Source organism: Pseudoalteromonas sp. BSi20311 (genome assembly GCF_000239875.1).
Classification (GTDB): Bacteria; Pseudomonadota; Gammaproteobacteria; order Enterobacterales; family Alteromonadaceae; genus Pseudoalteromonas.
On the sequence record NZ_BADU01000007.1, the window covers coordinates 1 to 26,287 of the forward strand.

Here is a 26,287-nt window from a genome sequence, read left to right on the forward strand (position 1 = left end):
ATTAGAAGGATTGGATGGCGGAACACCTCGCACAATAGAAGGGCCACTCTATGTTGAAGGCGCTCCGCTTAGTGTTGGGGAAGCTAAAATGGTAGATGGAAAAACACCAGGCCAAGGTATGTTACTACACGGAAAAGTCGTTGATGAAGAGGGTAACCCTATTGCAGGAGCTGTTGTTGATATTTGGCATGCTGATAGTAAGGGAGGTTACTCGTACTTTGACCCTTCACAAAGTGCATTCAATTTACGTCGACGTATTGAAACGGATGAAAACGGTAATTATACCGCGAGATCAATTGTACCTAGTGGTTATGGATGCCCTCCTGGAGGCTCAACAATAAAGGTATTGGAAGGGCTAGGTCGTCATGGAAACAGACCTGCACATATCCATTACTTTGTTTCAAAAGCATCATATAAACACTTAACAACACAAATTAACTTATCTGGTGACAAATACACATATGATGATTTTGCGTTTGCTACAAAAGATGAACTGGTTATTGATGCAAGACCGATTGCTGATAAAACTCTTATTAAAGAAAATGGCTTTGAAGACAACTACTTCGATGTTGAATTTAATATTTGTTTAGTTAAAACCGACAAGTCTGCAGCTCAGGATATGCATCCTCGCGAAAGAGCATCACAGTAAAGATAGAAAGCACATCTTTAACTGCACACACATAGGAAACACACACATGATTAATGAACTTAATGAAGTAGAGGCTAAAGTAAAAGCCGCCATAGAAGTTGACTCAAAAAAAGGTATCTATCGCAGTGATAGAGGTATGTTTACAGATCAACGTTTATTCGAACTAGAAATGAAACATATTTTTGAAGGTAACTGGGTCTTTTTAGCACATGAAAACCAAATACCAGAAATTGGAGATTATTTCACCACAACGATTGGTAGACAACCTGTACTTATCACACGTGGAAAAGACGGTAATTTGAATGCAATTTTAAACACTTGCTCACATCGTGGCGCGACTCTATGTCGTAAAAAAAGGGGTAATAAAACCTCTATGACATGCCCATTTCATGGATGGACCTTTTCTAATACAGGTAAGCTTCTAAAAGCACGAGATCAAAAAAAAGGTGGTTATCCTGATAGTTTTAATACCGACGGTTCTCATGATTTGAAAAAAATAGCACGTTTTGATTCATATCGCGGATTCTTATTTGGTAGTCTTAACGAAGATGTTCTTCCACTAAGTGAGCACTTAGGAGAGACAACGAAAGTGATTGACAACATCGTTGATCAAGCTCCTGAAGGTATCGAAATTATTCGTGGTACTTCGAGTTATACATACGAAGGTAATTGGAAAATGACAGCAGAGAATGGTGCCGATGGTTATCATGTTGGTACTGTTCACTGGAATTATTTGTCGACAATGGGACATCGAAATTACGATGAAGGTGGCACAGAAGCTGTTGATGCCAGAGGTTGGTCGGCTGAAGGCGGATACTATTCATTTGATCATGGTCATATGATGTTATGGACACGTCTTTTAAATCCTGCTGCAAGACCTATTTACAGTCGCAAAGATGAATTAATCTCCGAAGTCGGTGAGGCTAGAGCAGATGATATTCTTCATCAAACTCGAAATTTATGTTTATATCCAAACGCTTACTTAATGGAACAGTTCTCAACACAAATACGTGTTCTTCGCCCTATCTCTGTGGACAAAACTGAAATAAGTATCTACTGCTTTGCACCAAAGGGTGAATCTAAAGAAAATAGAGCTAAGCGCCTTCGTCAATATGAAGATTTTTTTAATGTAAGTGGTATGGGAACACCTGACGATTTAGAGGAATTCAAAGCTTGTCAAGGTGGATATCAAGCGAGTGGCTTAAAGTGGAATGATATGAGTCGGGGTGCAAAAAACTGGCTAGAAGGTGGCGACCATTATGCGGAAAAAGCTGGGTTAAAACCTATTTCTACAGGTACCCAACCTGAAGACGAAGGTCTTTATATTCTTCATCACCAACATTGGGTCAATGAAATGCTTAGAGCAATTGAAAAAGAACGCGCTTTATATATTCCTGTGGCAAACCAATAGTTTTGGAGGTAAAGACAATGAAATATCAACAAATTCAAGATTTTATATATAAAGAAGCCCGTTTGTTAGATGATCGTAAATGGGATGAATGGTTAGCTTGCTATCATAAAGATGTAACTTATTGGATGCCATCATGGGATGACGATGATGAGTTAATTAGTGATCCACAAAAAGAAGTATCACTGATTTACTACCCAAATAAAACGGGATTAGAAGACCGTGTATATCGTATTAAAACAGAGCGTTCTGGTGCTAGTATGCCAGAGGCTAGAACAACACACCAATGTACGAATATTGAAATACTAGCAACAAGCTCAACTTCAATTTCTTTGCGTTTTAATTTTCATACCTTAAGCCATAGATATCGCGAAACATCCGAATTTTTTGGAACACAGTATTATACTATCGACATAACTGGCGAGCAGCCACTCATTAAAGAAAAACGTATAATATTAAATAATGATTATATAAATCAAGTTCTTGATGTTTATCATGTGTAGAGTGGGAGAGTATTATGTCATTTAATGTAGCATTAAATTTTGAAGATGGTATTACGAGAGTAATAACAAGTAATGAAGGTGAAACGGTTCTAGATGCCGCTTATCGTCATCAGATAAATCTCCCTATGGACTGTTCCGACGGTGTATGTGGTACATGTAAGGGAAAATGTTCACAAGGTCAATATGATTTAGGTGAAGAGTATATAGATGATGCTTTAACAGATGAAGAAGCGAGTGAAGGCTTGATTTTAACATGCCAAATGTTACCAAAAAGTGATGTTGTAATATCTGTACCTGCTACTTCATTAATGTGTAAAACAGGCACTACAAATGTAATGGGCACAGTTTCTCGTATTGATAAACTATCTGCAACGACTTTTGAGCTAGAGATGACATTATCGGCTCCGGTGGGGTTTTTAGCTGGTCAATATGTTAATTTGAATGTACCAGGTATAAATAAAACTAGGGCGTATTCGTTTAGCTCATTACCAGGTGACACAACAGCCACTTTTCTGATCCGAAACATGCCGGGTGGACTGATGAGTAATTATTTATCTAATCAGGCTAATAAAGGCGATCAAATTGAAGTAACGGGGCCTATCGGGAGTTTTTATTTACGCGCACCCGTAAATCCTATAGTGATGCTTGCGGGGGGAACCGGTTTAGCGCCTCTTTTATCAATGCTTGAGCAACTGAAAAAAAATCCGACAGACCAAAAGATTCATATGCTTTATGGCGTAACGAATATGCAAGACTTAGTCAAGCTAGATGCACTTAAAGTATTTAGTGAGGAAATGGATAACTTTACCTACGATACGGTTGTCGTTAATGCTGAATGTGCAGAGCAGCGAAAAGGATTTGTGACTAATCATATGGATGCTATAAGCTTCGATATTGAGTCAGCAGATGTCTATTTATGTGGCCCACCACCAATGGTAGATGCTGTAATGAATTTTTTAACTACAGAAAATATAAAACCTTTATCATTTCACTACGAAAAATTTAATCCAACTAGTACAAAAGATGGTGTGTGATTATGAGCAATCGATTTGATGATAAAGTTATGGTTGTTACTGGAGCCGCTCAAGGAATTGGTTTAACGGTTGCAACCCGAGCTGCTACTGAAGGTGCAAAGCTTGTGATCGTTGATCAGTCGGATCATGTATTTAAGATTGCAGAAATATTGAAAAGTAGAGGTACCGAAGTTGTTGCTGTTGTGTCTGATTTAGAGACGGCAGAAGGGGCTCAGCAAGCTATTGATGCTGCAATTAACTCTTTTGGACGTCTGGACATATTAATAAATAACGTAGGCGGAACTATTTGGATGCAACCCTACGCAAGCTATACACCGGAACAAATTCAAAAAGAAGTACAGCGTTCTTTATTTCCTACATTATGGTGCTGTCATGCAGCACTTCCAGCAATGCTCAATAATAAAAGAGGGGCGATTGTTAATGTATCTTCAGTTGCAACACGAGGAATAAATAGAGTGCCTTACTCTGCCGCTAAAGGCGGTGTAAACGCACTAACTGTCTCATTAGCTTTTGAATACGCTCAGCATAATATAAGGGTAAATGCGACCGCTCCTGGTGGGACTGAGGCGCCTCCTCGAGTTACTCCGCGAAATACTGACAAAGTAAGTGAAGAGCAAGAAGTGTGGTATGACGAGGTCGTTGAGCAGACAAAAGAAACTAGCTTTATGCATCGTTACGGCACACTTGAAGAACAGACCGCAGCAATTTTATTTTTAGCTTCTGATGAAGCTAGCTATATTACAGGATCTATTCTGCCAGTTGCAGGAGGTGATTGCGGTTAACTAATTGAGCAAAACAATTTTAACTATTAAGTTGTTTTGCTTTTGTGTATTGAGCCTTAGTGGGCGTTGACAATGACTTTTCACTTTATACGAACCTATATAAATACAGGTCTTGCGGCGAATTTTATTGATTAAGATCAACAAAGCAGCAGAGAATAAAATGCATAATTCGCGGCTGTAATTTACATCTTAAAATAAAAAGCTATGTTACTAATTTGTATTACGATTTAATGAAAAACAGTGGCTTTACTTATAAATAGTAAATGCACTGAATGTGTAGGGCATTACGACAACCCCACTTGTGTAAGTGAGCACCCAATTGATTGCATTAAGCCCGATCCGGCTCATCGTGAAATATAGATGAGCGGGCTGAAAAATATGTAAGGTTAACGGGTTCGCTTGCGGTGTGCATGTTTTAAATGTTGAGTAGTACCCCGCGTTAGCAGGGTTATAGGTCAGGAAACTGCCCATATATTTCGTTTATGGTATGGTTTTGCTGACTGACCCAGGTAAAGTAATCTTTATTAGCTAATAAACTGGCGGCGTCGCTGTCAATCATCACTATCGCGTTTTTATGCATTTGTAAAATTGACGCCGGGCAACTTGCCGAAAGTGGACCGTTTACCATAGCATTTACCGCTTGTGCTTTGTTTTTACCCGTGGCAATTAATAGCACATATTTAGCGTCCATTATGGTAGCAATACCCATGGTCATCGCCATTTTTGGTTGTTGCTCATCAGCAGAAAACATTCTGCTATTGTCTGACACGGTTTGCTCAGTTAACGATTTGATTCGGGTGCGAGATGCAAAGCTTGATGAGGGTTCATTAAAGCCAATATGGCCATTGCCGCCAATGCCTAAAAGTTGCAGATCTAAGCCTCCGAGCGCCGCTATTTGCTGCTCAAAATGCTCGCCTTGTTTTCTGGGATCTTGTTTGGCGTTGCAAGTTGGTAAATAGGTGTTGTTTTTATCTATATCTATGTGATCGAATAACTGGCTGTTCATAAAGTAACGGTAGCTATTACTATTATTTTCATCGATATCGTAATACTCATCTAAATTAAACGTATTTACCTGAGCAAAGCTGATCTGCTGATTTTTATACAGCGACACTAGCTGCTTATATAAATCAATAGGCGTACTACCTGTGGCTAGGCCTATATTTGCATTGCTTTTTGCTAAAATTAACTTTTGTAGCAGCGTTGCTGCGTTTTCAGCAACCGCTTTTTTATCATCAAATATGAGTACTTGCATTTTACTTCTCTATTAATTGATTTTTAGCGTAGTGATGCACACCGATTAAATCGGCATCAGCACCCGATACCGGCTGTAACAAGGTTACTTGATAAATTACCGGTGCTTGTTGAATTTTTTCAGCTACTTTATTAAAAAATAATGCTGACAAACCCACACTGCCTCCAATAACAACCGTTTCATTGCCAAACGTAGCTTTCATATTACAAATTAGTTCAGATACTGCCGATGCGGCATTGTCCAGAATAGGCACAATATCAGGATGTTCAGCGTAGTCTGTAAATACGTCTTTTGCATTGAGGGTTTTACCTAGTGCCTTGCTGGCATGTTTGGCAATAGCTGTGCCTGAGGCAATTGACTCAACACAGTTTTTTCTACCGCAGTGGCAGGTGTAGTTGTGGTTTGATTGAATATGTACCGCGGTGTGGCCTAGGTGAGCACAAAACCCATCGGCACAGGTGATTATTTGGTTGTTAAATATAATGCCAGCACCCACACCTGTTGATACGGTAATGTAAATAAAGTTTTTATTTTTTACCTGCTCATTTACCGTGTATTCAGCCCAAGCTGCTGCAGAGGCATCGTTAATTATAGTGACGGGTAAGCTAGTTAGGGTTTCTAACTGTGCTTTTAATGGTAATTTACGACGCACAGATAAAAAGTTCACAAATTCTGCGCTAACTTGGCCAGTGCAAGCAATATTAATTGAGCTGGCTTGAGGTACCCATTTTTCAATTGCGTTGTAAACGTATGTAGCTAAGTCATCAATATTAGTATGTATAATAGAGTCAACTTTTATTGAATTAACGATTTGATCATTATCAAAAAGTGCGCAGGCTATTTTAGTGCCGCCAATATCAATGGCAATATTCATCATTAAATATCACTCTTTGCATTGTTAATGCTTTGTACAAACCACCCGGTGATATGTTCAAGGCGGGTAATTGCCGAGCCAACAGTGACGCACAATGCACCGAGTTCAATTGCTTTTGCAGCGCGCTCAGGCGAGTTGTAGCGCCCTTCGGCAATAACTTTTATACCAGCACTGACTAAGTCACTCACTAATTGATAGTCGGGTTCTTCAGGTGTTTGAGATAGGTCTAAATAGCCTGACATCGTACTTCCAATAAAGGTGCAGCCAGCCTCATACAGCAGTTTACCGCCAGTAAAATCGGCGCAGTCAGCCATCGCAATACAGCCTTGGTTATGAATTTCAGCTAATAACGTTAATCTATCCACTGGTCGCGGTCTGTCTGTACCGTCAAAAGCAATAATGGTGGCGCCAGCTTGCGCAAGTGCAATTACATCTTCAACATAAGGTGTAATTCGAATTTCAGTATCATCAAGATCACGCTTTACAATACCAACAATCGGGACATTTACTACTTTTGCCACCACACGTACATTTTCTATCCCTTCTATTCTCAATGCTTTTGCACCTCCTGCAAGTGTTGCCAATGCCATAGCAACAATATGTTCAGGTTTATCCATTGGGCCATTATCTACAGGCTGACATGATGCAATTAAGCTATTTTTCAACTGATTAATTAACTCGTTTTCTAATGTGTAATTTTTCATAACTTTCACTCTTGATATTGCTTAGTCTTTCATCGTAAACAAGGTTAATCGGGTTAAATCTTTATTGTGGGCAGGAAATAGTAAGCTAACAAAGTAGCCAACAATTAAGCAGGTTAGAATACCAATCGTCCCGTATAAGTAGCCGTTAGCCCAGCCATACTTCCAGGCTGAAATCATTAAGCTCACTCCGCTAATAATGCCAACAATTGCGCCAATCGAATTTGCCTTTTTGGTCAATGCACCGAGTATAAAAATACCGCCAAGTGCCCCCATAAACATACCGATAACTTTAAAGTAAGCTTCCATTAGTGAACGGATTTCAGGGTCAATAAATATAAGCCCGACAAGCGTGCCTAAAACCCCCGATACAAATGTTAAAATTCTTGCTAGGCTCATATAAGCTTTCTCGCTTTTAACGAAGTTAAATGGCCTAACAAAGTCAGTAAGTACTGTGGTTGCAATTGAGTTCATACTAGTTGAAACCGTTGATTGCGCAGCTGCAAAAATACCAGCAATAATTAACCCAGCTACCCCAATAGGGAGCTCATTAGAAATAAAAGTAGGGAAAATTTGGTCTATTTGAATACTCGGATCGAGTTTTTCAGGATTAAGTTGATAGAACGCATACAGGCCCGTACCTATACAGAAAAATAATAAGGCGCCAGGGGCAGCAAGAATAGCATTGGCCCAAATAGACTTTGCAGCAGCAGCTGGATCTTTAGTAACCATGTATCTTTGTACAACGGCTTGATCGGCCGTATAACTTGATAAGTTTTGCCCAATGCCACCCAGAATTATTACCCAAATAGATAAAGTGGTAATACTTTCAAAGCTAAAGTCGGTGTTTACAATGGTAAATTTGTCATCTGCAAAGCCTATTTGAATGAAGCTTGTAAAACCATCATCCAACCCAGCAATAATAACAAAAAAGCAGACTACAGCGCCAATTAGTAGTACTACCGTTTGAATAGTATCAGTCCAAATAACCGCTTCTACGCCACCTAAAGTGCAATACAATAAGCACAATACGCCCATAATTAACACGCTCTCAGTTGCACTAATTGGTGTAACTGCAGATAAAGCCAGCGCAGTAAGTGCCATTACAATACCCATTCGACCAATATGAAATAATGTAAATAAACCACTGGCAAAAAGGCGTACTGACATATTGAATCGTTTTGATAAAAATTCGTATGCGCTAGTGGCATCTAGTTGTCTAAAAAATGGAATAGCAACATAAACGGCTATTGGAGCAACGGCAATAATCATCCAAATGCCAATTAATAGTACCCAGTTTGTTTGATATACAATGGCAGGCAGTGCGATGTAGGTTAATGAGCTTAACATGGTGGCATAGATTGAACAGGCTGCTGCCCACCAAGGAATAGATTGCCCCCCTCTAAAGTAGTCATCGGTATTTTTGTTTTTAAACATAAAATATAAACCAACCATAACAACAGATAATAAATAAACCACTAGTACCAGCATGTTTTGCCAGCCAAATTCACGAGCTGTATTATTAATATTGCCTTTAACGAGTGTTGTTTTAGCGGTGATGGTATCGGTGGCTAGAGCATAAGTGTGCGCTCTATTAGCCACTATGTTATGAAATGTATAATTTGAGCTTCCATAGTTTGACCAGGCTTTTGTGATGGTATTAAACGATTTAGCGTGACCATTTTTTGTAATAATTAATAAATGCGACTGGCCTAAAGCGGAAGCATAAATTAACGAGTTTGTCTCAACAAGTTGACTAGCTGTTCGATTAACAATGGGCATCCAAGTATTGGCGTCAGGGTTAAACATATGCATAAGTAACGCTGAGTTAGCGTCATAACTTTTGGATGAATAGTTTTCAGAAATGGCATAAAGTCGGTCATTTTTTCCATCATTTTGTATTGCTAACTTTAATTGGCGAGTACTAGTTGATGTAAATATATCGCTGCTGAGCTGAGTCCATTTACGCTGTTCACTATCAACTGCAATCTTAAAAAAATACCATTGTTGGTCGAAGCCAGCCACATATAAATTATTTTCATATATTTGTGCACTGATCTGCTTAAGTGGACGCGGTAAATTAGTAAACTGAGAAGACACTAATTTTTTAGATGACTCATTCCACTGCAACACATTTACCAAGGTCGATTGAATCGAATCTAACTCACCTCCTAATATAAACGTTTTCTTGCCATATTGTAGAGAGATCGCTGCCGCTCTATTACCCTCAGTCGGGCTAAGGGGAAGCATTGAGATAACATTATTGTTTGTTAGATCGAATTTAATCAGTTTGTTGTAATGACTATTTGAAATAAATACCGAGTCATTATTTGCGAAGTAAACTGTATTTTTATTTACTGTTAAATGTTCAGCCCCCCCCTTTATGGGGTGCCAGTTTAACTGTGTTTGCGCAAATGAATGGCTTGATGCTAGAAGCAATAAAAATGTAATTATTTTTCTCATAGTGCAACTGTATACCTGTTTGTAGTGTATACCTGTTATACCACTAGGTTCGGCATAAATCTATTGTTTTAACATTTAAGATAACAAAAAAGGCTAAAATTAGCCTTTTTTTAATTTATAAAGTGTACTTATATCAGCCATAATAATTATCAAAAACATAGTCTATATGAGCTGAAAGTTGCGCATCTGCGCCCTCAACATCACCATTTTTTATACACTCAAAAATAGCTACGTGATCATCATAACTTTTTTTATTTAATTCCGCGGTATTAATGCGATCTGGACGCGAGTCAATTAGCCAATCCATTAAGGCTTGGTGAACAGCTAAAAAGATAGGGTTACCAGGTATAGAGGCTATCACACGGTGAAAATAAATATCAGTCCGTCTAAATTGACTATCATTTTCGATAGACTTTCCATTTAACTCTAGCGCTTCTTCCAGTTCTTTTATTTGGCTAGGTGTCGCTGATGCTGCTGCATGCCTTACAAGGCTTGACTCAAAAAAACGTCTTAACTGATCAAAATACTTTAAACCATTTGGTTGAGCCAAAAAGTCTTTAGACATCCCTGATAGTTCAGCAATTATTGTATCTGCGGATGGGCGGGTAACTCGGGTTCTTTCGCCACTACTTATCTTTACAAGACCTTTGCGTGCAAGTGCTGCGAGTGCATCCCTAATTGATGGTCTACCAACACCAAAAGCAGCCATAAGCTCTCTTTCTGATGGTAAGGCATCACCCTCTGCGATTTCACCTTGCCTGATCATCCGCTCGAGTTCTTCTTCAACGGTTTCAGATAATTTTTTTCGTTCAACTGGGCGAGTAACTTTTAATGTCATTTAAAAACCTATCAATTGTTTAGCTATCACCCTATCGTACCATAAAATAGGGAGTTCGCTAATTTTAGCTGAAAAATACCCTTATTTAGTGGTAATAGACAAACGCGCGTGGTTTATCATCGCCACTGTTTCTTCGATGTAGCGTACTCTATTTGCTAACGATTGTTGCTGTGGCAAAATCGAAATTTTACAGCCAACAAAGTCTAAATTAGCCAATTGCTGCAACTGCATACAGCGATTTATTTCACGCTCATTGAGCGCCGAATCTTTGTTTATAGGCTGATCAAAAGTGTTTATTTGTGGCGGCATATGGCTATCTTTCCAGCTGCCGTAGAGTGCCGACTGACTGCTGGCTCCAGAAAATATCAGCCCAGTGAGTAAGCCTGCTTTTATGCAAAGCTCCATATGCTGTATAGCACCATCAGCACTACGTGCTTCGATTGCAGAGCGTCCCCAATTTATTGTAATGCCTAATGTATGCTTAGCGTGCTGGTTGGCTATTGTTAAGGCGCTGATTTCATCTTCTAAACGCATAAAGCCCTTTTCGCTGGGGTAAGTTTCACGTTGTGCATCGCAATGTTCAAGCACTAGTTTAGCACCGTGCCAATCCCAGTTTTGTAGTTCCTGCAGCGATTTAACTAATGCGCTTATTGATGAGGATGCCTGCGCATTTAACGTCGGTGCACTGTGTATTTGAATATGTGTCACCACAGGTTTGTTAAAGTGGTTATTGAGTTGTTTTATTGCTTGATTGGCTTGCCTATAAAAGTTAATAGCTTTAAGGCGGCCCGCTTCATTATTAGACGCAATACCAAAATGCGGGTCTTTACTAAGCTCTCCCATCGTGCCAGGAATACAGGTAATAACATAGCGCCAACGCTCATCTAACTGAGCATAAAACCAGTCATTATCAAATTTATGCAATTTACCTGTAAATGGAATTTCTAAACCATCAATATACGGATTATTTTTTAGTTGTCGGTAAAATAATTGCTCAGCCTGTTGATCCCAGCTAGCGTCTGATGGCACTGATGCGTACGCCCCTACAAGTACTTTCATATTATTCCTTTCAAGCTGTGTGCATTAGTGATGAGTAATACATCATTATTATTTTTATTCCATAAGGACAAGGTTTTGATGTACTCTGGTGTAGCTGTTATACCAGCGGTGCACTTTTAACACAACTGCTGATTTACAAAATTAATTAGGATTCAACATGCACATCTATCACTATGGGGCGGACTCACAACAATTTGGTCAGTTATTTCGTCCACAAAATGATGCGTTTTTGCCCGTTGTTATTGTGGTTCATGGCGGTTATTGGAAAGATAACCATAGTTTAGACAGTTACCCAACTAAACAGATTGTTGCATATTTAGCGAATAAAAATGTCGCGGTATGGAATTTAGAATATCGCCGTATGAATAGTGTCGGCGCTAATGTGAGTGCGCCATGGCCCAGTATTTTTAATGATGTTGCACAAGGCATCGATTTTTTAACCACCTTGGCGACAGAGCATAAATTAGATTTACGCAATGTGATGATTATTGGTCATTCAGCAGGTGGACACTTAGCAACGTGGGCGGCCTCCCGCGGTATGATAGATAAAAATTCAGCGTTGTACAAAGCCGAGTACTTAGCTATAAAAACAGTCATTGCTATTGCGGGGGTGCTTGATTTAAGGCGCCGCAATGATTTAGGGCAACCACAACAAATAGTAAAATTATTAGCTGGTGAATTTGCTGATGGGCATAGTCGTATAAAAAATTGTAACCCCGCACAGTTAATTGACAATAGCGTAAAATATATAATTATGCATGGCGATAAAGACAAAGAAGTTAATATAAAACAGGCTATTAGTTTTGTAAGCAGCAGTAACGAAGCTAATATTGTGTTCCATGTTCTAGCGGGTATTGATCATTTTACAATGTTTCCTAGTTTTAATGAGAACTTGCAAAGTTGGCAATTATTACAACACATTATTAGTGATAATTTAGCTTTATAGCTATAAAAAAAGCCGCATAAATGCGGCTAATAACGGGATAACAAAACATTAACTCCCAATAGTGCGCTAAGAAGCAGTGCACTACTTAGTGGTTATTACGCAGGTTGATGATCCATAAAGCCTGCGGCTTGCATTTTTGCAACCACATCTTGCTTTTCGGCATCACTTAGTGCGCGAATTGGTAAACGAGGATTGCCTACATCAATGCCATGCAGTTGCATTGCAGCTTTGCCTGCAGCGACTCCACCGTACTGAACCAGTGGGCGAATAAGCGCAATTACTTTATCCATTAATGCCGTTACTGTTTGTTGATCGCCATTATTGAACGCCTCGATAATATCTAAGTAAAGGGGCGCTGCGTAATTATAAGTACTGCCCACAGCACCGATAGCACCTACTGCTAGGCCGCCAGGAAGAAATTCGTCAACACCAAATGGAATATCAAACTTACCGTCACACACGCGTTTACAGCGTTGGAATTCGTACAGATCAACATGGTTAAACTTAATACCCGCAAGGTTAGGAATAACCTTGTCGGCTTTAATTAAAAATTGCTCCATATCGAACATCACGCCTGACATACCTGAATGGTAGTAATAAAATGCTTTGGTGGGCGCAGCGGCTGCGACAGTAGCACAGTAATCCACCAATTCATCAACAGATCCCGGTTTAAAGAAACAAGGTGCAATGATAGAAGTTGCGAAAATATCCAGTGTTTCAGCGTGTTTAGTTAACTCCAGCGTATCAACAATTGACAATGCACCGGTATGCACAGTAATACTTAGCTTCCCTTGCGCCGCGGCTACCCAGCGCTCCGCAACCGCTTTACGCTCGGCAACCGAGCAATTAAGCCCTTCGCCCGTTGTACCACAAATATAAACGCCTTTAACGCCTTGTTTGATAAGTAATGTTGCTAATTGGTCAATCACCGGTAAGTTAACATCGCCATTGTTATCAAATGGAGTATGGGGGGCTGCAATCAGCCCAGTTAATTTATTCATTTCAAGCCTCTGTAATTTTAAAATAGTGCTTTGCCGCCAATCCATGTATTTACTACACGGGGCGACGAATTTGTTGTAGAAAGAAGGGTTAAATCGGCGTTAGCACCAATGCTTAACTGTCCACGCGTGTCTGCAATGCCTAAAAACTCTGCGGGATATAAACTGGCCATATTAAGGGCATCGGTTAATGGAATAGCTAACATTTGTGTGGCGTTATTCACCGCTGTGATCATATTCAATGCTGAACCTGCTAATTGACCACTATTACTGGTTAGTTTGTCGCCAATTAAATTAATGTCATGACCATCGAAATGGAATTGGCTTTGCTCACTGCCTATGGTCGACATTGAGTCGGTAACCAACATCATTTTATGCGCTGCTTTGGCTCTATACGCTAACTTAGCTGAGCTTGGGTGCACATGATGACCATCTAAAATAAGCCCGCACCAGCTGTGTTCATCGAGTAACGCGGCGCCCACCATATTCGGTGCGCGCGACTCAAGTGCTGACATCGCATTAAACAAATGGGTAAAGCCTGTAGCGCCCGCAGCTAAGGCTGCTTGTGCTTGCTCAAAGGTCGCATTTGAGTGCCCTAAACAGACATGCACATTGTGAGCGACTAAGGTTTTAATGATTTCACAGCTGACATTTTCTGGGGCGAGTGTAACTATTTTTATGCCTAAATCATCACGACAATATATATCTAGCTCTTGCTGAGATAAGCTGCGAATTTGTTCACCGCTATGAATGCCTTTTTTAGGCTCGCTAATGTGCGGCCCTTCAAAATGTATTCCAATAATCCCTGGGGTATGTTGTGCAATAGCGTTACTGATCAAGTCGGCTGTTTGCGCTATTTTTTGCACGTTGCTGGTGATAAGTGTGGGTAGCAAACTGCTGCTACCAAATTTAGCGTGCGCCGTGCTCATTGCTTTTAAGGTATGTAAATTGGTATCTTGATTAAGTAAATAACCGCCGCCGCCATTAACTTGTGTATCAATAAATCCGGCGGTTAATAAACCTCTTACTTTTTTTTCAGTGGCGCCTTTGATGGTATCGAACGCAATGATTTTGCCATCTTCAATACTGATTGGGCGGTTAACGTGCAGTGTTTTGCCATCAAACAGTTGATCGGCGATTAATGTAGTGATCATGAAAGTCTTCTCGGTTTGTGCTGCAGTGGGAAAAGGTGGACTGAAAGTTCAGCCCACCTTGCATTTAATACTTTAAGGTATCAAACGGCTTACTTAAGCGAGTTGGATGACTAAAAGTTTAATTTAACACCGGCGTAATAGGCGCGCCCGGTTAAATCGTATGCAGTACCGTTGGTTAATGTCCCTTGCTGTTGATACTTATGACCCGCTGTTAAATGTGGCGGTTGCTCGTCAAATAAGTTAGTGATACCAAAGTAAGCATTAATTTGGTTGGTGAAGTTATAGCTAAAGCGCACATCATTATAAACTTGTGAGTCAATAGAATTAAGCTCTTCAGTCAACACGGTGTTATCGTTACGGTCTTTTGTTTCATCCCAGTAACGTAATTGCCAATACATATTGAAGTCATTAATTGTGTAAGAGGCATTAATGTTAAAGCGCAGTTCTGGGAACAATACTTCACCGGCAAGTTCTTGTTTGTCACCAGTTTCAAGGCCAGTAATGCTGTAAGTATCTAAAATATTTGCAGCAAAGCCAACGTACAAGTCGCCATCACCTAAATCAGTCATATATGATACATCAATATCAAGACCTTTAGTTTCAATTAGGTTTTCGTTTCCAGATGCAGCATTGACGTCCAGTGCAGCACCCGAGCGACCATCACGGCGTACTAAGCCATTACAGTTTGCATCAAAGTTACTTGGATCTGCAGAGTAACAACGGTTTAAGATAACGGTACGGTCTGTTTTAGCGATGGCATCATCAATCTTAATGTCGTAATAATCAAGTGACATTTGTAAGCCAGAAATTGACTCAGGCGTAAACACGATACCGGCTGTGAAAGTATCGGCTTTTTCTTCTTTAACGTCGGTAGAGCCGCTTAATAAACCAGCGGTATTTTGACGTTCTACTTGCGTTAAGTTAAATGCGCCGTCGCTATCGATACGATCTTGAATAGCGGCAACCGAGCGACAGTTTACCGCAATATTACCTGTGTCTGCATTGGTTAGGCCATCACATGGATCGGTCACCAGTGCTGCAGTTGCAGTACCCCCTGCGTATAAGTCGCTTACGTTAGGTGCACGTACTGCTGTTGCTACCGCACCACGTAAACGAATGCTGTCTGTAATTGGTGCATCTAACCCTAATGTCCAGTTTGTGGTGCTACCTACCGATGAGTAATCACCAAAGCGTACCGCAGCAGATAAGCTTAATTTTTCATGTAGTGGAATATGCAACTCACCAAACACGTCAACAACGTCAAATGAGCCTTTGGTTTTTGCAATGGCTGCGCCACGTACAATGCCGGCTTGGCGTAATGGGTCGGGAGTTTCATGGCCTTTTTCTTCACGGTACTCAACCCCGGCTGCAAAACCAATATCGTCAACGTCATTACTAACAGCAAAGTCTAACGCACCAGCAACAACAGCAGTCACCACAACTTGTTCAATACTGCCTTCTAAGTTGGTATCAGCAGCTAAATAATCAACGGCTTCAGGGGAAATACCATCAAGTGCAAACGGGTTAAACACCACACAGCCATTAATGCGCGCAATATCGTCGGCACATTGATAGCCGCCTGCGCCATTGTCTTCAACATTTAATGCATAGCGAGCGCGGTCTAAGTTAATGTCACCGTGGTTGGTTTGTTTTTGGTCAGTAACACCGTAAGTACCGCTTAATTTCAAGTAAATATCATTTGAAATATCATACTCATATTCACCGGCAACTCTAAATGTGCTGCGAGTATTTTCTGCACCCCGGTCACCAAATTCATAGAGGCGTCTGAATGTTAAACTGGCATCGTCAAGATTCGTGATGCCGTCGTTAAGTAAGTTATTACCCAGCGTCGTTCCTGCAAACCATGGGTGGGTTGCGATATCGATACCGGTTGTGCCACCTTTAGATAATTTAAAGATATCGTTTCGAGTATCAAGCGGAATCGGCTCATAACGTGCACGCGAATCGACACGCGCATAGTTAGCCGTAAAGTTCATGCGTGATCTTTCATTTAAATCCAGCGATAAACCACTGGCAATAAAGTGTCGTGTAAGGGGCGCTATCATTGAGCGGAAATCCTGAAAGTTAAATGCATCTGATGTAGCAGGGTCGTCAGTGCGGGTAAATAAGCTGCCATCACCGTTATATTTATCTATACGCCCGCCAAAAACATGCGATGAACCAACGTAAGCAGAGGTATCTCTAATACCATCTCCATCAGTATCTACAGCATCTTTGTGTACACGAGAGTAATCACGATCGCTTGCCATTAAGCCATCGTCTTCTGAGTAGCCTACAGATAACCATGCATTGCCGTCATCAAAGTTTTTACCAATAGAAAACTCAATATCAGTGGTGTTTTTATCACCTTCGCCACTTTGTCCTGCCTGTGCTTTAAATGCAACGCCATCAAAATTTTTCTTGAGGATAATATTAACTACACCGGCAACGGCATCAGAGCCATAAGCGGCAGATTGGCCGCCAGTAAGTACTTCAATACTTTGGATCATGGTTGTGGGGATTGTGTTTAAGTCTACACCATAGCCAGATCCTACTGACATACCAGATACATACCGCTTGCCGTCAACCAATACCAGTGTCCGTGATGAACCTAGATTACGCAACGCGACAGTATTTAAACCAGAGTCTTGCTCACTGATATTAGAGCTTGCTGAGGTGGTGTCTCCAACAACTGAAGGCATTTTAGCCAGTAAATCCCCAACATTGACTGCACCTACGCCTTCGATGTCATCTGCGTCTAAAATTTTAACGGGTGAAGCGGACTCAAAATCACCTTTGCTAATGTGTGAACCGGTAACAATTATTTTTTCAACTTTTGCATTTACTTTGATGTCCTGCTCATCAGCAGCAACTGCAGCGGTAGTTAGAGACGCAATACTTATCGCCAGTAGTGACTTAACGAACGTTTTTGATTTCATCATGATATCCCCAAAATTATACTTATTTTTAGATGTTTATTCATAACTAGCGTTGTTGTGTGATTACAAAAAGTACAACAAAGCACTGCAGCTACAAGTATGCCATCAACCTGTTATACCAACATACCATTTGGCAGTTTAAATTGTCAAAGTTAAAATTTATTTTTTTACCGTTTATTTACATGAAAGTCGCTACATTATTAATTTTATTTAGGTTATTTATTAACTGCGGCTAACAACGAGGTTAATGCGGCTAGCACGAAGCTAGCCGAGGGGGTTATGAGGGAAAGGCTGGTTTACCTTGTATGGTTATGTAAGCTCACGCGTGCAAATGAAATAGCGTTATAGTTATCGCGTTCAAACATCACACCAATTTCACCACTGCCAAGCTGGCAAATAGAAGAATAGCCAAATGAACCAGTATATACAGAAGCTGCATGTTGCCAGCTACTGCCATCATCTTGACTTATTTTTAGTACCCCTTCACTGCGTTGCGTTGGGTTTACTGGGCCACAGTAAGCTAAGCCGCTATGTTGGCTATTGTGCAGCAAGCTAATAATGCTACCTTGGCACTCGGGCTCGGGTAAATCTGGAGTGTCGCGCAGTGCAGACCAACTGATTCCACCATCGTCACTAACAGCGGTTTTGCGCAAGTAATTACCCTGGTAACTGCGGGCATTGAGGATCACTCGGCCATCGGATAGTTCCGCCATTTGTGTTTCATTGGCATGTTCATTAACTGCAGCAGGCGCTACCTCACCGTATTGCCATTGATAGCCGCCGTCGTCACTGTATACCGCGTACACTTTCATATTGTCCCAAGGACCTTGTGTGAAGGGCATAATAATACGGTTTTTATACTGTCCGGTACGGAGTTGAATACCAATTCCTGGCCCCCCAGCATAGCAAGTCACCTCAGTAGGGCGTTTCACTTGCCGTGTGACTTCGACGGCTGCTGACCAAGTTAGCCCCGCATCGCTGCTGCGCTGCACAAAGGTGCGGCAGATGCGCCCTTGGTAGCCAGTTTCTACTGCCCCTTCGTGTACATTAGACGGAAAATTTTGCCCAGCATGCGACACCCATGCTGCGGGATCTGCTACTGCATCGGCTGTGGTATAGGGATACTCTTGGTACATTAATACTATATCGCCTGAGCTTGCATCAATTACAACCAAAGGATTATTTAAGGCATTATCGCCAGCATCGGCTACCAGAATTTGCTCGCTCCAGCTTGTGCCGTTATCTTGGCTGGTTTTTAGTACGATTTTATTGTGAGCATGATCTGACAATATCGCACGTGCTTCGCAAAATGCCAGTAGTTTACCATCTGGCATAGGCAATAATGCCGGAATACGATAACTACCAAAGCCCTCTGTTTCGGCCTCAAAAATATTGCGGATCACTGTGTTGTGTGTCAGTGAAGGTTGCACAGTACTCATTTAAAACTCCTCGGCTGCAAGGGTTAAATAATAGTGGTTTAAACGGCTGCAGCTAGCCGTTCACTTCATGGTATGAATGGTTAAGCCGTTTAAGCTATTAGCCGGTTTATTGCTAAATAAGGCACTGGCAAGGTAGCCCACCAAAATACAGCTTAAGATGCCAATGGAGCCAAATAGGTAGCCTTCTACTAGTTCAAATACCCAGGCGAGTAGCATAGTTATTACACCAAAAAATAGCCCAACCATGGCACCAGAGGCATTGGCTCGGGTGCTTATAATTCCCAAAATAAATAGTCCACCGAGTGCGCCCATAAACATACCCACTACTTTAAAGTACTCTTCCATTAACGAACGGATTTCGGGGCTAATAAATAACAAGCCAACCAAAGTGCCAGAAATGCCTACCAATAGGGTTAACAGCCGCGCTGCATTTAAATAGCCTTTTTCACTACGACAAAGGTTAAAAGGGCGCATAAAGTCGGTTACGAGGGTAGTCGACATCGAATTCATACTGGTTGATACGGTGGACTGTGCGGCCGCAAAAATACCAGCAATGATCAGCCCTGCAATACCAATCGGCAGTTCGCTGGAAATAAAAGCCGGAAATATTTGGTCAATTTGTTTGGTTGGATCGAGTTTTTCGGGATTCGACTGGTAAAAAACATACAAGCCAGTACCAATGATAAAAAACAGTACAGACGCTACCGGTGCCATAATACCATTGGTCCAAATTGATTTGCGGGCAGAGGCGACGTCTTTAGTGGTCATGTAACGTTGTACGATAGATTGATCGGCGGTGTAGGTTGATAGGTTTTGCCCAATGCCACCGAGTACGATGACCCAAATCGACAGTTTAGTAAAACTATCCATACTGAAATCAATATCAAGGGTTCTAAATTTATCATTAGCGATGCCACTGCGAAATATTTCTGCTATACCACCATCAACACCGCTGACAATATAAGCAAAGCATAATAGCGCACCTAATAGCAGGACCACGGTTTGTATGGTATCGGTCCAAATTACTGCTTCAATTCCGCCAAGAGTACAATAAATTAAGCTTAATAAGCCGATGATTAATACGCATTGCCACGCATCAAATGGCGTGACCGCTGCCAGTGCCAGCGCAGTTAATGCCATTACGATACCCATGCGACTGATATGAAATAAGGTGAATAACGCACTGGCAAACAGCCTTACCGGCATGTTAAAGCGCAGTGACAAAAACTCATACGCACTGGTGGCGTCTATTTTACGAAAGAACGGCATCGCGACATAAGCTGCAATGGGCGTTACCGCTAAAATCATCCAAATACCGCCCCAATATAACCAGTCGGTTCTGTAAACAATGGCAGGAATACCCACAAAGGTCAGTGAACTGAGCATAGTGGCGTACATAGAGCACGCATTGGCCCACCAAGGGATATGTTGGCCACCGCGAAAGTAGTCGTTCACGTTTTTGTTTTTAAACACAAAGTACACGCCAATTAAGACCATAGCGAATAAGTAAACCACCAACACTGTCATATTTTGCCAGCCAAAGGCGTCACTCGCCTCGGCTATTGCTGCCAATTTTAGGCTGCTATTAAATTTACTGGCTTGATGAACGAGTATTTTTCCATTCCAAGGTAATACTGCTATTGAACTTGCTGCTTGATGAACAGGCATAGCCAAAAGCTGTGGGTCAATGCTGTCATATTTTGCCCACACATTAGTGATGGCGTTATAGCTCAGCACTTGTGTTTGGTTGGCGCTACTGGCAAACACTAAAAAATGAGACTGACCAATTGCCAGCGCATTACCAGAGCTTAACTGTAAATTAGATAACGCACTGTTAAACCCGCTTTGTGGCATCCAATATGGCTGTGAATTATCAGTATTATATTTCCATAGTGAACTTTGGCTGTCGGAATTTGGCATTTCTAAAGCAAATAATACATCTCCACGGCCGTCATTTTGGCTAACTAATGTAATTGCTTGCGGGCGAGGGGTTAATTTTTGCCAGTTTGCAGCTGCAGTATAGTGCTTTGGCTCACTATCTTGGGTAAAAGTAGCTAGCGCTGCTGTGGTTAAATCAAGCGCATAGAGTGCAGTGGTTTTACCTGTGTCAGTTGCCGTTATCAGTACATATAAGGTACTACCAACAAAGGCAGCAGAACCTTCACGCATAGGAATAGGCAGTGCAGGCAATGTATGCATTTCTATGCCAGATGCCTGATTACGACGCACTAGCAAAGTGTCGTTAAAGGTATGAGTTTCATCACTGCCACCAAGCAGTACTATGCCATTTTCAAAAGAGGCAGAGGCTCCATAAGCACGTGGTGAAGGCAGCTTTATGGCTGCTTTTTTCCAATTTAAAGCACGTGGCTGATTAGGGTTTTTCTCTGCAAGCCATATTGAACTGAGGTATTTGGGTGCGCTACTACGGGAGTTGTTAGTGCTTATTCCGCCAGCAATTATTAGTAATTCATTATGTACCCCAACTAGAGGCGCATAGCGAGAAACGGCTTCTACTGGCGCGGCTTGTTCACTCCAGTGTAGTGCAACGCGCTCGCCAGCATACGCTTGAGAAGTTAAGCCAAGCAAGATTGCCATAAGGCAAAAAATAACATGTAAAGCTCGCAATGAATGAGTACGTAAGCGCATTAAAAAAAGGCGATGCATAGCGGGTATTCCTATTATTTTTAGCAGAGTTTAATACACAAAGATGGATAACACTGCTTTAGATGTATACCTGTTATACCAGTTGTTATTTTCTAAATCTAGCAATACTAGGTGAATAGGGTGAATTAATTGTTGATGTTGTAGTCGGCAGGTAAATAAATGGTGTGTAGGGCATCGCTGGTTTATTAATAATATCAACCGCCACTAGCACGAGATAGCGTGTGGGTTGCTGCGCATGTATTAGCAAGTGCTCAGCATATTTTAATAAAACTGCTATTAACCTAAAAAATAAAACATGCAGTAACAGGAAGGTTATTGCATCTGGTTACTTCGTAACTTAGTTATTAACCTTAACGGGCACGGTAAATTCGGCAATAAATAACGCGTTATCATTTTTAAGAATGAGTGAGCCTTGGTATTTTTCAGCGATGCTGGCCACAATTGACAGACCAAGCCCTGCGCCGTTTTCTGCACCTTTACGCCAAAAACGAGTTGCCATATTAGCTAAATCGGCCGGGTTAATATGAGCGTGGTTACTAATGGTTATTTTTAGTGCTGTGGCTGTTAAATTAGCGGCTAAAACCACAGCTGTATTCGCTTTGCTGTACTTAAATGCGTTATCAAGTAAATTACGACACACTATAGTGAGCATGGCACTGGGCATACAGCACACTGGCTGGCTTGCTGTTATGCTATAGGTTAAGCGGGCGCTATTGTTGTTTGATTCTGTTACCACAGTAGTAATCAACGACTCAAGTTCCCAAGGCTCTGTAGTGTTTGGCGGCGTGTCGGCATCTACATGGGCCAATACCAGTAGGTTGTCTAAAATGGTATTTAATCTATGCGCACTTTTTTTAGCTTGCCCTAGTGCTTTTTGTTGGGTGGCATCTTGCGTAAGCTCTGCTAATTGTATTTGCGCTAAAATGCCGGCTAGTGGGGTTCTTAGCTCATGCGCGGCATTACTGGTAAAGTGTTTTTCGCGGCTGATCCCTTTTGCTAAGCGTGCCATTAAGGCATTTTGGCTAGTAATAAGCGGTTGCAGTTCTTTTAAAGGCTGGTTTAACTGTATCGGCTCTAAGTCGTGACTGCCGCGTTTTTCAAGCGCATGTATTAATAACTTTATTGGCCGTATTCCTGTGCCTATGGCAAACCAAAGTAATACCAGGGCAACAAAAATAGCTAACGCAGGTGGAATGAGTATGCTAATGAGCAAGTCGTGATAGAGCACATCGCGCTCGGCCACCTTATCGGCAATGGTAATTTTATATTGCGCAGTAATTAAGGTAAACGTACGCCACTTAGCTTGCTCAGAGCTTACATAACTAAAACCTTGGTTTAGGGTAGGTTGATGGGGAAACGATTGACTATTACTGCTGGCAATTATACTGCCTTGCAAAGAGCTAATTTGACAGGTTAGGCCTTTTTCAGTGTTTACCCCGCTGGCATTTATAATATCAGGGAGGCTTTTACTGAGCGCATCTTTGGGTACATGGGCTAAAATGTTACCTAACATAAACGCGGTTGAGCGAAGGCGCTGATCAAAGTTAACCGCTAACTTATTATTTAACCCCGATATCATCCACACACTGGCGATAAGCCAAAAGCCTAAAAATACCGCTGCAACCAATACCGTTAACCGTAAACGCAAGCTCATTAGTGGCTCACCTCTATTGTGCCTAATCTAAAGCCTAGGCCACGTATGGTTTCTATTGCCGGTGCGCCTAGTTTTTTACGTAAATTAAAAATATGTACGTTAAGTGCGTTACTCGCTACATCATCGCACACGCCATAAAGTACATTTTTTAACTGGCTTTGGGTTAAAATTTGTTGCGGACTATTTAAAAAGGTTTGCAGTAATAAGTCCTCGTTACGTGATAAGCAAACAAGCGTGCCATTGAGTAATGCTTTATGTTGCTCTAAATCGTATTGCAGTGCGCCGTGAGTAATTGTATTGCTGAGCCTATCGCTTGCGCGGCGCTTTAAGCTTAATAGCCGCGCTAATAACTCTCTTAAATCAAAAGGTTTTACCAGGTAGTCGTCGGCGCCTTTTTTTAATCCAATAACTTTGTCATCTATGGTATTGCTCGCGGTAAGAATAAGCACGGGGAGCGAAAAACGATTGTCACGCAGCCAGCTTAACCAGTTAATGCCATTACCATCGGGTAGGTTTAAATCAAGAATGCATAAATCAAAATTGCTCGATTGCATATAAGTAGTCGCTGCGCTTAGGGTACTAACGTGCTCAACGGCTTGCCCTTGGTGGGTTAAGTAAGTACAAATAGCGTCGGCTATTACGTCATCATCTTCCACTAACAATACAAACATACTCGCTACCCTGTTTAAAATACCCTAGCTAGAATACCTGTTTCCATTGGTTAAGTAACCTGAGCTTTGGATAATAAATCTATCTCAAGCAGCTATTTTCAGCGCTAACTGCGTTGAATTTACTTGCAATAGGCCAGCTATTGACGCGTAAATTGGCCTTGTTTTCACTGAAAATCTCTGGCTAGAGAAAATAAATTTAAATATAACTATGATTCAATACGTTAGTAAATCTCTTAACCATAGTTCAGGTTAAGTAACTGCTATGTGCTTATTTACTATTAATTTTTGCTCTTAATATTGGCTTAATTAACGCTTTGTATACTATAGCGGCTAACCGTATTTAAAGAAGATTTATAGCTATGTTAAGTATTTCAATTGGGCCGTTTGTTATTGCCATTTCGCAGCTTATTATTTTATTAGGCTTAGGCGTATTTTGGGGGCTTACCTATTTACAAACTCGTAAGCAACCACAGCAAAAAGCAATTTTAGACACGGTATTTAAAGCGTTTGTAGTGGGCTTTATTGTTGCGCGATTAATGTTTGTTTTGACTATGTGGGATGCGTATCAAGAAAACTGGTGGCAACTTATTAATATAAGTGATGGCGGCTTTATGCCTTCTTATGGCTGGGTGGCGGGTGCGCTTGTGTTGGCACTGTATGCGCGAGGCAAAAAAGCAGTGCTGAAAACCTATTTCATAGCGGCTATTGTCGCGTTGCTTACCATTATGGTGCCTACCTTTGCTGCCTCTATTTATAAAGCTGGGGTTGAGCTGCCACAATCTGCGGTATATAACCTGCGTGGTAAAGAGGTTGATTTACAGTCATTTAAAGGCAAACCTGTCGTTATTAACTTTTGGGCGTCGTGGTGCCCACCGTGCCGTAAAGAAATGCCGGTATTACAGGCTGCGCAAAAAAACAATCCTAATATAGCTTTTGTTTTTGTTAACCAAGGAGAGGACTTATTTACGGTACAAAAATTTATTAATGCTGAGCAGCTCGACTTACGCAATGTGTTTTTTGATCAAAACAGTAATGTAAGTCGTGAATCCGGAGCTGCTGGGCTACCAACCACGCTTTTTTATAGCAGTGATGGCAAATTAGTAACCAGTCACATGGGAGAGCTCTCACACGCGAGTTTGCGTTATTACATGCAAGCTATAAATCAACAGTCTGCACAATAAGGATGCCTCATGAAGTTAATTTATTTACTGCCATTACTAGCGTTTACCTCGCCCCTATTGGCTCAACAAAAAGCACTGCCTTCACCCCTTAAGTTAGTTACTGAGCAAGGCGGTGAAATAGTCAGCGAGTTTGCAGCGCCTGCCAACATGAAAGGCTATGTTGCCGACTTTAAAGGCCAAGTTATTACTTTATATATCACCGCCGACGAGCAATATTTATTTACCGGCCCTATGCTTGACGCCAATGGTAATAATGTAGGAGAGCAAGCGGCAAACGACTACGCTACAGGCCCTAAAGCGCAAAAAGACTGGCAAACATTAGAGAGTAGCCATTGGATAGTCGATGGTTCAGCCAAGGCAAAGCGAGTAATTTATACCTTCACCGATCCCAATTGCCCTTACTGCAGACAGTTTTGGCAAAATGCGCGTCCTTGGGTGGATGCGGGAGAGGTACAAATACGCCATATTTTAGTGGGTATTTTAAAAGCCGACAGTTTAGGCAAAGCGGCGGCTATTATGAGTGCCAGTAACCCTGAAGAAGTATTAAAAAAGTTTGAAAACGATAATTTAGCGCGTACATTACAGCCGCTAAAAAATCCCCCTGAGCAGATAAATGCGCAATTAATGAAAAACCATCAAATAATGATGAGTGTTGGTGCCAGAGCAACCCCCGCTACTTTTTATCACGATGCTAATGGGGCGGTAAAAATGCAAATGGGTTTACCGCCTGCCTCATTAATGACTGAGATCCTCGGCCCACTGCCAAGTAAGTCAACCAAGTAAAAAACCAACCAAGTACATAGTGTGCAACGTCAAGCCGGTAAAAGTTTTACCGGCTTTTTTATAAATAACGTTAAACATAGTTACACTTTGTTATTTACATAAGTTATTCAGTAAGTTATCGACTTTATTAATCGGCCATTAAGTTTGGCGCTGTAGACTTAGCAGCAATTTTTGACCCGCTATTGACCTTTATTGATAGCGCTGCCGCTAAGTATCAAAAGCGCATAAAACGGAACCGCACACTGTCATGAGTACTTGCAATAATCGTCCCTTTTCACTACCTGCATTAACA

At 41.2% G+C, this 26,287-nt stretch carries 21 protein-coding genes; 8 read left to right on the top strand and 13 right to left on the bottom strand.

Annotated elements, in window-relative coordinates:
- From P20311_RS01015 to P20311_RS01035, 5 genes are all read left to right on the top strand, one after another.
- A partial coding sequence (locus P20311_RS01015; protein WP_036984592.1) for a catechol 1,2-dioxygenase occupies positions 1 to 649 on the top strand: 649 nt, incomplete at its 5' end.
- 46 nt (positions 650 to 695) lie between these two features.
- Positions 696 to 2,060, top strand: coding sequence for a Rieske 2Fe-2S domain-containing protein (locus P20311_RS01020; protein WP_008108666.1), 1,365 nt, complete (start codon positions 696 to 698; stop codon positions 2,058 to 2,060).
- Between the two features lie 17 nt (positions 2,061 to 2,077).
- The gene (gene benB, locus P20311_RS01025; protein ID WP_008108669.1) at positions 2,078 to 2,560 is read left to right on the top strand and encodes a benzoate 1,2-dioxygenase small subunit; all 483 of its coding nucleotides are present in this window, start codon (positions 2,078 to 2,080) and stop codon (positions 2,558 to 2,560) included.
- 14 nt (positions 2,561 to 2,574) lie between these two features.
- Positions 2,575 to 3,594, top strand: a complete 1,020-nt coding sequence (gene benC, locus P20311_RS01030) for a benzoate 1,2-dioxygenase electron transfer component BenC (RefSeq protein ID WP_008108672.1) — start codon at positions 2,575 to 2,577, stop codon at positions 3,592 to 3,594.
- Between the two features lie 2 nt (positions 3,595 to 3,596).
- Positions 3,597 to 4,376 carry a 1,6-dihydroxycyclohexa-2,4-diene-1-carboxylate dehydrogenase gene (locus P20311_RS01035; protein WP_008108673.1) on the top strand — a complete coding sequence of 260 codons (780 nt, stop codon included), beginning with the start codon at positions 3,597 to 3,599 and terminating at the stop codon, positions 4,374 to 4,376.
- A 448-nt stretch (positions 4,377 to 4,824) separates the two neighbouring features.
- Here the strand turns inward: P20311_RS01035 and nagB are convergent, their stop codons facing one another.
- The 6 genes from nagB to P20311_RS01065 all read right to left on the bottom strand — a co-directional run bounded on the left by nagB (position 4,825) and on the right by P20311_RS01065 (position 11,566).
- Positions 4,825 to 5,631, bottom strand: a complete 807-nt coding sequence (gene nagB, locus P20311_RS01040) for a glucosamine-6-phosphate deaminase (protein ID WP_008108678.1) — start codon at positions 5,629 to 5,631, stop codon at positions 4,825 to 4,827.
- Between the two features lies 1 nt (position 5,632).
- Positions 5,633 to 6,508, bottom strand: a complete 876-nt coding sequence (locus P20311_RS01045) for an ROK family protein (RefSeq protein ID WP_008108680.1) — start codon at positions 6,506 to 6,508, stop codon at positions 5,633 to 5,635.
- Positions 6,508 to 7,209, bottom strand: coding sequence for an N-acetylmannosamine-6-phosphate 2-epimerase (locus P20311_RS01050; RefSeq protein ID WP_008108681.1), 702 nt, complete (start codon positions 7,207 to 7,209; stop codon positions 6,508 to 6,510). The genes P20311_RS01045 and P20311_RS01050 overlap by 1 nt, the downstream gene beginning before the upstream one ends.
- 21 nt (positions 7,210 to 7,230) lie before the next feature.
- A complete protein-coding gene (locus tag P20311_RS01055; protein ID WP_083830206.1) occupies positions 7,231 to 9,669 on the bottom strand; it encodes a sodium:solute symporter in 2,439 nt (812 codons plus the stop codon).
- A gap of 133 nt (positions 9,670 to 9,802) precedes the next feature.
- On the bottom strand, positions 9,803 to 10,507 hold the full coding sequence (locus P20311_RS01060) for a transcriptional regulator NanR (protein WP_008108685.1): 705 nt from the start codon (positions 10,505 to 10,507) through the stop codon (positions 9,803 to 9,805).
- A gap of 81 nt (positions 10,508 to 10,588) precedes the next feature.
- Entirely contained in the window at positions 10,589 to 11,566 is a 978-nt protein-coding gene (locus P20311_RS01065; protein WP_008108687.1) for a DUF4862 family protein, read from the bottom strand.
- A 157-nt stretch (positions 11,567 to 11,723) separates the two neighbouring features.
- On the opposite strand from P20311_RS01065, the gene P20311_RS01070 reads away from it, so the two are divergent.
- Positions 11,724 to 12,512, top strand: coding sequence for an alpha/beta hydrolase (locus tag P20311_RS01070; protein ID WP_008108689.1), 789 nt, complete (start codon positions 11,724 to 11,726; stop codon positions 12,510 to 12,512).
- 95 nt (positions 12,513 to 12,607) lie between these two features.
- Here the strand turns inward: P20311_RS01070 and P20311_RS01075 are convergent, their stop codons facing one another.
- From P20311_RS01075 to P20311_RS01105, 7 genes are all read right to left on the bottom strand, one after another.
- On the bottom strand, positions 12,608 to 13,513 hold the full coding sequence (locus P20311_RS01075; protein ID WP_008108691.1) for a dihydrodipicolinate synthase family protein: 906 nt from the start codon (positions 13,511 to 13,513) through the stop codon (positions 12,608 to 12,610).
- A gap of 17 nt (positions 13,514 to 13,530) precedes the next feature.
- Positions 13,531 to 14,664 (bottom strand): N-acetylglucosamine-6-phosphate deacetylase, encoded by a 1,134-nt coding sequence (gene nagA / locus P20311_RS01080; RefSeq protein WP_008108693.1) that lies wholly within the window; start codon positions 14,662 to 14,664, stop codon positions 13,531 to 13,533.
- A gap of 110 nt (positions 14,665 to 14,774) precedes the next feature.
- On the bottom strand, positions 14,775 to 17,606 hold the full coding sequence (locus tag P20311_RS01085) for a TonB-dependent siderophore receptor (protein ID WP_036984595.1): 2,832 nt from the start codon (positions 17,604 to 17,606) through the stop codon (positions 14,775 to 14,777).
- Between the two features lie 293 nt (positions 17,607 to 17,899).
- Complete coding sequence (locus P20311_RS01090; protein ID WP_008108698.1) at positions 17,900 to 19,042, bottom strand: exo-alpha-sialidase; 1,143 nt, start codon at positions 19,040 to 19,042, stop codon at positions 17,900 to 17,902.
- 60 nt (positions 19,043 to 19,102) lie between these two features.
- Positions 19,103 to 21,706 (bottom strand): sodium/solute symporter, encoded by a 2,604-nt coding sequence (locus tag P20311_RS01095; protein ID WP_008108700.1) that lies wholly within the window; start codon positions 21,704 to 21,706, stop codon positions 19,103 to 19,105.
- 337 nt (positions 21,707 to 22,043) lie between these two features.
- Positions 22,044 to 23,360, bottom strand: coding sequence for a histidine kinase dimerization/phospho-acceptor domain-containing protein (locus P20311_RS01100; RefSeq protein WP_008108702.1), 1,317 nt, complete (start codon positions 23,358 to 23,360; stop codon positions 22,044 to 22,046).
- Positions 23,360 to 24,031, bottom strand: a complete 672-nt coding sequence (locus tag P20311_RS01105; RefSeq protein ID WP_008108703.1) for a response regulator transcription factor — start codon at positions 24,029 to 24,031, stop codon at positions 23,360 to 23,362. The genes P20311_RS01100 and P20311_RS01105 overlap by 1 nt, the downstream gene beginning before the upstream one ends.
- A 359-nt stretch (positions 24,032 to 24,390) precedes the next feature.
- On the opposite strand from P20311_RS01105, the gene P20311_RS01110 reads away from it, so the two are divergent.
- Positions 24,391 to 25,212 carry a TlpA disulfide reductase family protein gene (locus tag P20311_RS01110; protein WP_008108705.1) on the top strand — a complete coding sequence of 274 codons (822 nt, stop codon included), beginning with the start codon at positions 24,391 to 24,393 and terminating at the stop codon, positions 25,210 to 25,212.
- Between the two features lie 9 nt (positions 25,213 to 25,221).
- Positions 25,222 to 25,995: a thiol:disulfide interchange protein DsbG gene (gene dsbG, locus P20311_RS01115; protein ID WP_008108707.1), complete on the top strand. Its 774-nt coding sequence runs from the start codon at positions 25,222 to 25,224 to the stop codon at positions 25,993 to 25,995.
- The last annotated feature ends 292 nt before the right edge of the window (positions 25,996 to 26,287 follow it).

Coding starts and splice junctions, on each gene's coding strand:
- P20311_RS01020 (WP_008108666.1), top strand. CDS start 696: ATGATTAATGAACTTAATGAAGTAGAGGCTAAAGTAAAAGCCGCCATA.
- benB (WP_008108669.1), top strand. CDS start 2,078: ATGAAATATCAACAAATTCAAGATTTTATATATAAAGAAGCCCGTTTG.
- benC (WP_008108672.1), top strand. CDS start 2,575: ATGTCATTTAATGTAGCATTAAATTTTGAAGATGGTATTACGAGAGTA.
- P20311_RS01035 (WP_008108673.1), top strand. CDS start 3,597: ATGAGCAATCGATTTGATGATAAAGTTATGGTTGTTACTGGAGCCGCT.
- nagB (WP_008108678.1), bottom strand. CDS start 5,631: ATGCAAGTACTCATATTTGATGATAAAAAAGCGGTTGCTGAAAACGCA.
- P20311_RS01045 (WP_008108680.1), bottom strand. CDS start 6,508: ATGATGAATATTGCCATTGATATTGGCGGCACTAAAATAGCCTGCGCA.
- P20311_RS01050 (WP_008108681.1), bottom strand. CDS start 7,209: ATGAAAAATTACACATTAGAAAACGAGTTAATTAATCAGTTGAAAAAT.
- P20311_RS01055 (WP_083830206.1), bottom strand. CDS start 9,669: ATGAGAAAAATAATTACATTTTTATTGCTTCTAGCATCAAGCCATTCA.
- P20311_RS01060 (WP_008108685.1), bottom strand. CDS start 10,507: ATGACATTAAAAGTTACTCGCCCAGTTGAACGAAAAAAATTATCTGAA.
- P20311_RS01065 (WP_008108687.1), bottom strand. CDS start 11,566: ATGAAAGTACTTGTAGGGGCGTACGCATCAGTGCCATCAGACGCTAGC.
- P20311_RS01070 (WP_008108689.1), top strand. CDS start 11,724: ATGCACATCTATCACTATGGGGCGGACTCACAACAATTTGGTCAGTTA.
- P20311_RS01075 (WP_008108691.1), bottom strand. CDS start 13,513: ATGAATAAATTAACTGGGCTGATTGCAGCCCCCCATACTCCATTTGAT.
- nagA (WP_008108693.1), bottom strand. CDS start 14,664: ATGATCACTACATTAATCGCCGATCAACTGTTTGATGGCAAAACACTG.
- P20311_RS01085 (WP_036984595.1), bottom strand. CDS start 17,606: ATGATGAAATCAAAAACGTTCGTTAAGTCACTACTGGCGATAAGTATT.
- P20311_RS01090 (WP_008108698.1), bottom strand. CDS start 19,042: ATGAGTACTGTGCAACCTTCACTGACACACAACACAGTGATCCGCAAT.
- P20311_RS01095 (WP_008108700.1), bottom strand. CDS start 21,706: ATGCATCGCCTTTTTTTAATGCGCTTACGTACTCATTCATTGCGAGCT.
- P20311_RS01100 (WP_008108702.1), bottom strand. CDS start 23,360: ATGAGCTTGCGTTTACGGTTAACGGTATTGGTTGCAGCGGTATTTTTA.
- P20311_RS01105 (WP_008108703.1), bottom strand. CDS start 24,031: ATGTTTGTATTGTTAGTGGAAGATGATGACGTAATAGCCGACGCTATT.
- P20311_RS01110 (WP_008108705.1), top strand. CDS start 24,391: ATGTTAAGTATTTCAATTGGGCCGTTTGTTATTGCCATTTCGCAGCTT.
- dsbG (WP_008108707.1), top strand. CDS start 25,222: ATGAAGTTAATTTATTTACTGCCATTACTAGCGTTTACCTCGCCCCTA.